Source organism: Streptomyces sp. SolWspMP-5a-2 (assembly GCF_900091845.1).
In the GTDB taxonomy this organism is placed as follows: Bacteria; Actinomycetota; Actinomycetes; order Streptomycetales; family Streptomycetaceae; genus Streptomyces; species Streptomyces doudnae.
Genome location: NZ_FMCI01000034.1, coordinates 1 through 7,579 on the forward strand (window position 1 = coordinate 1; position 7,579 = coordinate 7,579).

Annotated in this window: 5 protein-coding genes and 2 pseudogenes; 4 read left to right on the plus strand and 3 right to left on the minus strand. The window is 71.5% G+C overall.

From position 1 onward, the window contains the following. The coding region (locus GA0115242_RS02260) for an NAD-binding protein (protein WP_107461329.1) at positions 1 to 1,785 on the minus strand (1,785 nt) is incomplete at its 3' end. Positions 1,786 to 2,278: 493 nt separating this feature from the next. Between GA0115242_RS02260 and GA0115242_RS02265 the strand changes: the two genes are divergently transcribed. From GA0115242_RS02265 to GA0115242_RS02285, 4 genes and pseudogenes are all read left to right on the plus strand, one after another. After that, a complete protein-coding gene (locus GA0115242_RS02265) occupies positions 2,279 to 3,247 on the plus strand; it encodes a permease (protein ID WP_237548659.1) in 969 nt (322 codons plus the stop codon). After that, positions 3,244 to 3,984 carry a TIGR03943 family putative permease subunit gene (locus GA0115242_RS02270; protein ID WP_093823924.1) on the plus strand — a complete coding sequence of 247 codons (741 nt, stop codon included), beginning with the start codon at positions 3,244 to 3,246 and terminating at the stop codon, positions 3,982 to 3,984. Before GA0115242_RS02265 ends, GA0115242_RS02270 begins: the two co-directional genes overlap by 4 nt. Before the next feature lie 62 nt (positions 3,985 to 4,046). Then, positions 4,047 to 5,174 carry a hypothetical protein gene (locus tag GA0115242_RS02275; RefSeq protein WP_093823926.1) on the plus strand — a complete coding sequence of 376 codons (1,128 nt, stop codon included), beginning with the start codon at positions 4,047 to 4,049 and terminating at the stop codon, positions 5,172 to 5,174. 881 nt (positions 5,175 to 6,055) lie between these two features. Further along, positions 6,056 to 6,325 (plus strand): annotated as a pseudogene (locus GA0115242_RS02285) (tyrosine-type recombinase/integrase); the annotation flags it as partial. 298 nt (positions 6,326 to 6,623) lie between these two features. On the opposite strand, the gene GA0115242_RS02290 reads toward GA0115242_RS02285, so the two are convergent. Together GA0115242_RS02290 and GA0115242_RS40530 are read right to left on the minus strand one after the other, a co-directional pair. Next, positions 6,624 to 7,040 (minus strand): hypothetical protein, encoded by a 417-nt coding sequence (locus GA0115242_RS02290; protein WP_256089351.1) that lies wholly within the window; start codon positions 7,038 to 7,040, stop codon positions 6,624 to 6,626. Between the two features lie 297 nt (positions 7,041 to 7,337). After that, positions 7,338 to 7,579: pseudogene (locus tag GA0115242_RS40530) on the minus strand (cytochrome c biogenesis protein DipZ); the annotation flags it as partial.

Sequence of the window (7,579 nt, forward strand, 5' to 3'; positions counted from 1 at the left end):
GGCCGCGCCCGCGGCCCCGCCCGCGCCCGTCGCGTCCCCCGGCGGGACGCCCTCCGCCGCGTCCCGCGTGTCGAGGGCCAGCACCCGCCAGGCCCCCGCCCGGAACGCCTCGGCGACCGTCCTGCCCTCCAGTTGCGGATGCCCGCCCACGTCGACCGCGGCGACCAGCAGCACCCGCCGCTCCACCGGGATCGCGCCCAGGATCTGCCGTCCCATCATCGCCCCCGCGAAGGCCGGGGCCGCCAGGTGGGAGACGCTGCGGCTGCGGGTGGAGGCGCCGGGGTGGGCGGCCCGCAGGGTGCGGTACACCGCCGTCGAGAAGTCGTCGTCGTACAGCCGCAGCACCACCCGCAGATCGGGCCGCACGGACCGCCCGTAGAGGACCGCCTCCAGGTTGGTGGTGTCGGAGCTGGTCACGGCCAGCAGCCCGTGCGCCCGCTGGATCTTCGCGGCCTCCAGCACGCCTTCCTGCGTGACGTCCCCGAGCACCACCGGCACCCGCAGCCGTCGCGCGGTGGCGAGCCCGCGCGCCTCCGGGTCGGACTCGACGCACACGACGGGGATCTCCAGCTCCCGCAGCCGGGTCAGCACCCGGGTGCCGATCTTCCCGAGCCCCAGCAGCACCACGTGCCCGCTGAGCCCGCGCGGCGGCTTGCGCAGCGCGGAGGCCGACCTGAAGGTGCCGAGCGCTTCGAGGACCGCGGCCAGCAGCACCGGCAGCAGCAGCAACCCCATGAGCCCGGAGAGGAGTTGGAGGATCTGGCGGCCGAGGGAGTCGCCGATGGCGGGGTCGTCGATGGCGAAGAGGTCGAGGAGGGTCAGGTAGAAGGCGCTGACCGGGTGCATGTCCGTGATCAGGGACAGCGAGACCGCGAGCGCGATCACGCACCCCACCAGCCCGGCCAGCGACCACCGCAGCCGCCGGGAGAAGAGGGAGGAGAGCGGCGGAACCGAGGCCACCCGGGGCGCCGGGGCCGACGCCCCGGAGTAGGCGACGTGCTCGAGCACCAGCGCCCCGCGCCCGGTCGCGGCCCGCACGGTTGCCGCGTCGGGCAGCAGCAGCGGGCCCTGGTCGCCGTCGCTGACGCCGGTGTCGTGCGCGGTGGGGGTCAGCAGGGCGAGCGTGGTCGCGCCGGGGTCCATGGCACGGCCGCGCCCGGTGGGCTGCCGCTCGACGGCCCGCAGCAGCAGCCCGTCGGTCTGGACGATCTTGCTGGTCCCGGCGACGGCGGTGGCGGCGAGCGCCGGTGCGGCCGTGTCGGCGTCGGAGAGGACGGTGGTGGAGGCGTCGATCCCGGAGTCGGCCCCGGCGTCGGGTCCGCCGATCGCCAGCGTCGAGGCCTGGTCGAGGAGTTCCTCGATGTGCTGGCCCAACCGCCGGTTGTAGAGCCGCAGGACGAGACGGAGCCTGGGGTTGAGGCGGCGGGCGGTGAGGGCGGCGCGGATGTTGGTCTCGTCGTCCTCGTAGACGAGGGCCAGCGCGGCGGCCCGCTCCACCCCGGCCTCGGCGAGCGTGGCCTCCGTCAACTCGGCCGTCTCCAGGACCTGTTCGTCCGTGGCGGGCGAGGGCTCGGGGGCGCCGCCGTTGCCCGCGCCTGCCCGGTTGACGGCGGCGCTGACCATCCGGTCGAGGAGCGCGGCGGTGGTCGCGCGGGCCCGCCCGACGACCGGCGGACCGGCGGCGCGCTCGGAGGGCGGGACGACGAGCGTGACCTGTTCGCCGTAGACGCCCCGCAGTTCGGCGGCGAGCCGGCGCGCGAGACCGTCGTCGCCGCACACCACCATGTGGGCGGAGTCGCCGCCACCGGGCACGGTCTGATTCGGAAAGGTCACCACAAGGGAAGAGACTGCCGCACGGGGACGGGCGGTTCCAGACGGCCCGTCACGGAGACCACGCGAACTCTGGGTTGCGGAAGGGTGGTTGCGGCGGGTCGGGGTCCGGAGAAGGGGCGATCCGGGGGAGGGGTGAGACATCACCCGGTCCGCGACGTAATGCAGGGAAGGGGGACGAACCCGCGAGAGCAGCCCGGCCGGAGGTACCGCAGGAGTGGCGACGACACGGACGACGAACCGCCCGGTGACAGGACCGGCCCCCACCCCTGCCCCGGAGCCGGACCCCGCCCCGGAGCCGGGAGGGAAGCCCGCCGCCGCGGAGCCGGTGGGGTCGGAGCCGCAGTCGGAATCGGAACTGGTGCCGGGATCGGAACTGGTGCCGGAATCGGAACTGGTGCCGAAGCCGGAATCGGCGCCGGAGCCGAAGCCGGAATCGGAATCGGTACTGGAGTCGGAATCGACGCCGGGGGAGTCGAAGTCCCCCCTGATCCTGACGATGCTGCTGCTGACGCTGGTGCTGCTGCAGGGCCCGATCCGCGGGCTGCTGTCCGCGCCGGTGATGCAGAGCTGGATGACGGTGTTCGTGGCCGTGCTGGTGCAGGCGCTGCCCTTCCTGGTGCTGGGCGTGCTGCTGTCGGCGGCGATCGCGGTGTTCGTGCCGCCGTCGTTCTTCGCGAGGGCGCTGCCGAAGTCCCCGGCGGTGGCCGTCCCGGTGGCCGGTCTCGCGGGCGCGGTGCTGCCGGGCTGCGAGTGCGCGTCGGTCCCGGTGGCGGGCGCGCTGGTGCGCAGGGGCGTGACCCCGGCCGCCGCGCTGGCCTTCCTGCTGTCGGCCCCGGCGATCAACCCGGTCGTCCTCACGGCGACGGCGGTGGCGTTCCCGCGCGACCCCGGGATGGTCGTCGCCCGGTTCGTGGCGAGTCTGCTGGTGGCGTGCGCGATGGGCTGGCTGTGGCAGCGCCTGGGCCGCACCGACTGGCTGCGCACCCCGCACCGTTCGCCGCACGAGGGGCGGAGCAGGGGCGCCGCGTTCTGGGGCTCGGTGCGGCACGACGTGATGCACGCGGGCGGGTTCCTGGTGGTGGGCGCGATGGCGGCGGCGACCCTGAAGGCGGTCGTCCCGGCGAGCTGGCTGCGCACGGCGGCGGAGAACCCGCTGGTGGCGATCCTGGCGCTGGCGGTCCTCGCGGTCCTGCTGTCGATCTGCTCGGAGGCGGACGCGTTCGTGGCGGCGTCGCTCACCGAGTTCTCGATGACGGCGAAGCTGGCGTTTCTGGTGGTGGGCCCGATGATCGACCTGAAGCTGTTCGCGATGCAGGCGGGGACGTTCGGCCGGGGATTCGCGCTGCGGTTCGCACCGGCGACGTTCGTGGTGGCGATCGCGGGCGCGGTGCTGACCGGGGCGGTGCTGCTGTGAACCGGCAGGCGCAGGCGGCGGTCCTCTTCCTGACCGGCGCGGCCCTGCTGCACGCGGGCCTCACGGACCAGTACCTGCGGTACGTGAAGGCGGGCCTGCGCCCGATGCTGCTGCTGTCCGGGGCGGTCCTGATCGCGGCGGCGCTGGCGACGGCGTGGTACGAGTACCGGGCGTCCCGGCCAGGAGGGACCCCGGCCGCGGGGGCCGAGGGGCCCCCGGCCCACGCCCACCGCGAGCCGCGCGTCTCCTGGCTCCTGACGCTGCCCCTCTTCGCGCTGATCCTGGTGGCGCCACCGGCGCTCGGTTCGTACAGCGCGATGCGCGCGGGGACGGCGCTGCAACAGCCGTTCGGCTACGACAGGCTCCCGGCGAAGGGGCCGCTGGACCTCTCCGTGGTCGACTACGCGACGCGGGCGGTCTACACGCACGGCAGGGAGATCGAGGGACGCGTCCTGCGGATCGAGGGGTTCGTGGCCCTGGACCGGGCGGGGCACCCGTACCTGGTGCGGATGGCGCTCAACTGCTGCGCGGCGGACGCCCAGCCGGTGAAGATCGCGCTGACCGGGACGATCCCGCCGGTGCTGCAACCGGACAAGTGGCTCGAGGTGAGCGGGACGTACACCCCGCGCACGACGAAGGACCCGGTGAACGGCGGCCCGGTCCCGTACTTCGAGGTGACGCACGCGAAGCCGATTCCGACCCCGGCCGACCCGTACGACGAGACGTGGAACACCTGAGGATGTTCGAGAAGGGGTGAAATCTTCCGCGCGGACGGCCGTGACCTGCCAGGCTCTGACCTGTGACGTACGTAGTGACCGTGGACATCTGCCTGCCGGAGGGCACTCCGGAGATGGATCCGCTGCAGCGTGCCGGTGCCGTGGCGCTCATCGAGGACGGCTTCGACTCGGTCGAGGCGGTCGAGGGGCCCGACGGCATGGAGGCGGACCTGTTCGACAGCATCGTGGCCGTGCACCCGCGGGGGGCGCTCCTGAAGGTGTTCGTGGACGCGCCGGTCCTGGAGTCGGCCGAGGACGCGGTGCGCTCGGTGGTGGCCGAACTCCTGGAGCGCTCGCAACTGCTGGACGACTGGCGGATAGAGCGCTGCGAGGTCGAACTCCACCCGAAGCTGGTCCAGGAGAGCCTGGACGCGGCCGACGGCCCCGACGCCCCGCCCGACGACCCGGCCGCCCGCAAGGCCCGCCACGCGGAGCGCCCGGCGGAGGACGAGGGCGAGGAGCCGTACGACGCGGAGGCGAAGGCGGCGTCGGTGCGCGGGCAGATGCTGTCGCTGGCGCAGAACCTGCGCGCGTTCCCGCCGACGGTGTTCGGGGCGGCGGAGGACGGCAAGGGGGCCCCGGCGCCGGAGGCGGTCGCCCTGGCGTCGGGGGCGCTGCTCTACGCGACGGACATTCTGGTGGACGAACTCTTCCAGGACGTCCAGACACTGACCCAGGAGGACACCACGGCCGCGGACTGCGACGGCCCGCTCTGGCACTTCGAGGACCTGCCCGAGCGGTACGCCCTCCAGTACGACGCGCGCTTCGCCCGCCGCTTCCTGGTCACGGTGATCGCGATGACGACCCGCTTCACCGACGGCAGCTTCGAACGCCCGAGCTGCGTGGCGGAGGAACTGGCCCTGCGCCTCCTCCTGAACGAGACCCACGTGACGCTGGAGACCTTCGGCCTCCTCACCCCGGAGGTGGCGGCGGCCCTGGAGACCTTCGCCGACCACGTCTACGAGGACCGGGCCCACGACTGGCTCTACGAGACCCCACCGCCCGACACCCCGCCCACCCCCCTGGAACCGGCGGACACCCCACCCATGACGACACCGCCGTCGACGGCCTTCACGGCCTGGTTCACCCCGTTCGAGAAGAACGGCTACATCCACCCGTCAGCAACCAACGAACCGGAACAGGCGGCTTAGGGCGGGGCAGAGTCCGAGGGGACGCCAGCACTCGGACCGGGAAGATCCGCACCACGGGATCGTGGGACCAGGTGCGGTGCGGATCGGAGGACACCGCGATGGAACAGCCGCGGGTACGTCCCGGCGGCGAGAGGGCGTGGCTGGAACTGGCTCGGACCGATGAGAACGGCTGGCGGTGCACAGCCGACGTCGCAGAGGGATCCGGCTCACTTCTTGCGGCGCTTGCCCGCCCTCTTCTTCAGCTCGGCTTGGCCGCGCTTCGTCCAGTCACCTTGGTGGAGGTGGCAGCGCGACGTGCCCTTCAGTGTCTTGTTCTGGCAACGACCGCCGACCGTCGTTGGCCAACCGCATTTGCCTTGCTTCCACTCACCCACTGTCGCCCCCCCCCGGAAGTTCGTCGAAGCCTGTAGACACCCAGCGTGCGTGGCTGTGCAGTCGTAGGGGAGGGCGCACGGCAGGCGACATCCGGGCCCGACGCGTACGCGGTCAGTACATCCGGTGCACCGCGGGGGCGTTCACCTGGGTTCATGGGGGGCGGTTGGTCCGCGGACGGGAGCGGCCTCGTGGCGGCGGTGAACGATGGTGCCCGAGACGGAGACTGAGGCGGGTCGGGCGACATTCGGACGCAAGATACGAACACGGCCCTCTGACCCAAGGCCGTGCCTATCTGGACACTTCTTTGTTCTGACCCGTGCACCTCGGTAGCTCAAGGCAGGGTGAGGGCGACCACGGGGTGGACTACCTGATCCATCACCCTGAGTGGCCTGCGGCCGAGACCTTTTCCATGAATGACGGTCACTTCATGGGGCCTGGCCTGGCATGGCCTGGCCGGAGTTGCTGTCCACGGCCCGGCCTGGCCGCTCACCTTCCTAGACAGCCAGGTCGTTGCTCATGCCGAGCTGAAGCCCGAGTGGACCCCGCGGGAGCTCCGGCACAGCTTCGTGTCCCTGCTCTCGGACCATGGCATCCCCTTGGAGCGGATCGCGCTCCTGGTCGGTCACAGCAGTCAGGCGACCACAGAGGCGGTCTACCGCAAGCAGCTTCGGTCCGTGATCACGCAGGGCGCCGAAGCGATGGACGACATCTTCGCCGAAGAGCAGGAAGGGGAGGAGGGCACAGAAGGCCAAGAAGGGGGCGACGCGGTGGCCTGATCAATTCGGTTCGCCCCCGAGCATAAGAGAGGGCGTCTACTCATGTGAGTAGACGCCCTCTGATAAGCGTCGGGGTGGCGGGATGTGAACCCACGACCTCTTCGTCCCGAATGAGGTCCGGGCAAGATCATCACCTGGATTTCTGGCTGACGAGCTGGTCAGGGGCTTGGTCTGGGTTGGTGTGGCGGGGGCTCGGTTGCCCTCCAGGGGAAGATCATCTCCCAGATTTCTCCCAGCGAGGGCCGACTGTCTGCGCACTGGGCGCGGAGTGGCGCGGTTGCCGCAGCAAGTTTGCGTATCAGGTGAGGCTCTTGCGACGGGCGCGCAGGGAGTACGTCGTCGTCCCGCCCGGCCTGCCGCTCTTCGACCAGCCGCCGCTCGTCGCGATGTCCCAGCCCTTCTGCTCCTTCATCTGCGCGGCGAAGGTACAGCGGTCGTTGATGGAGCAGCCGGAGGTGAGGGTGACGTCGATGTCAAGGTACTGGCTGCGAGGGTTGTCGTTGCCGTGCGGGTTCTTGACCCATTCGACCTTGTGGACGTGGTTCTTCAGGCCCGTTCGCTCGTCGTCATGCCTGATCCCGTGGGCCTTGGCGAACTCGTCCAGGTCGTCGACCTCGAAGAGGTCGCTCGACCACTGGCCGGGCCAGACGGCGAACAGCCGCGATTTTCCGGCGACCGCGCGCTCATAGGCGGCTCGCTGGTCCCCGTGGGTCACGGTGCCGTCCCCGTGGACCTCGATGTAGCACGTCGTACCTGCGGTGTACGGGAAAACTCTGCCGGACGCGGCTGCGCTTCGTGGTTCCATCGGCCCCCCAATGTGGCTCTTCAGCACTGCACTTCGGTCGATGCCAGTGAACAGCAGGTCCGCCACCGCCAGGGCGCCGCCTGGTGAAAGGGCCAGAGAGCGTTGTCGATCAGGGTGCCGTCGGTGGGGCGGAGGCCGTGGCCCTCGCGGCGGCGATCGGGCTTGCCTCTCCGACCGCGTCTGCCGGAACCGCGCGGGCCCGCCCGCTCATCCGAAGGTGAAGGCGTACGCCTCGATGCCCGGGGTGAAGCGGAGTTCGAGCTTGGCGGTGCGGGCGGTGTCGTCGTCGATGAGGCGGTGCATGGTCGGTGTGCCGGAGACGGTGACGGTCTTCTCGGTCTTCCCGTCGACGAGGACGGTGACCTTGCCCTGGCCGCCGAGGACGAGGTTGACGTTCCTGGCGTGGTAGGTGAAGGCGAGGCGTGCGTCGTCGCCCGCGGTGAAGTGCT